This is a genomic window from Alcanivorax sp. HI0044 (assembly GCF_001634945.1).
This window is the reverse complement of the sequence record NZ_LWEZ01000904.1, coordinates 1-379: the sequence shown is the minus strand read 5'-3', so window position 1 is coordinate 379 and position 379 is coordinate 1. Positions and strand designations below refer to the sequence as shown.

Annotated in this window: 1 protein-coding gene; it reads right to left on the bottom strand. The window is 57.0% G+C overall.

Translation table 11 applies throughout. The features are described from left to right. Nucleotides 1–59: 59 nt before the first annotated feature. The coding region (locus A3730_RS10700; RefSeq protein WP_231883924.1) for a phospholipase D-like domain-containing protein at nt 60–379 on the bottom strand (320 nt) is incomplete at its 5' end.

Sequence of the window (379 nt, the reverse complement as noted above, 5' to 3'; positions counted from 1 at the left end):
AGTTCGTGATCAAGACCACACAAATAATGGCATTTTGCCATGGCCGCCAAGCAGCGAGCCTATAAATAGGGCTCCATCATATGAGCCAGTGCATTGCGCACCCGCCGCCAAGGCGCCATTTGTCGAAAGCCGGCCTGATCCAGCCGCTGTGACAGCGCGATCCGCTCATCCAGCGCGTCATCAATCTGCTCCGCCAGCTCCTCCCCATAACATTCCAGATCAAACTCGAAGTTCAATCTCAGACTGCGGGCATCCCAGTTCCCGGACCCCAACATGACCCAGTGCTGATCCACCGTCATCACCTTGCTGTGGTCAAAAGGCGGTGGCGACAGGTACAACTCAGCCCCCTCCGATACCAGCCAGTGCAAGGCATGCAGAC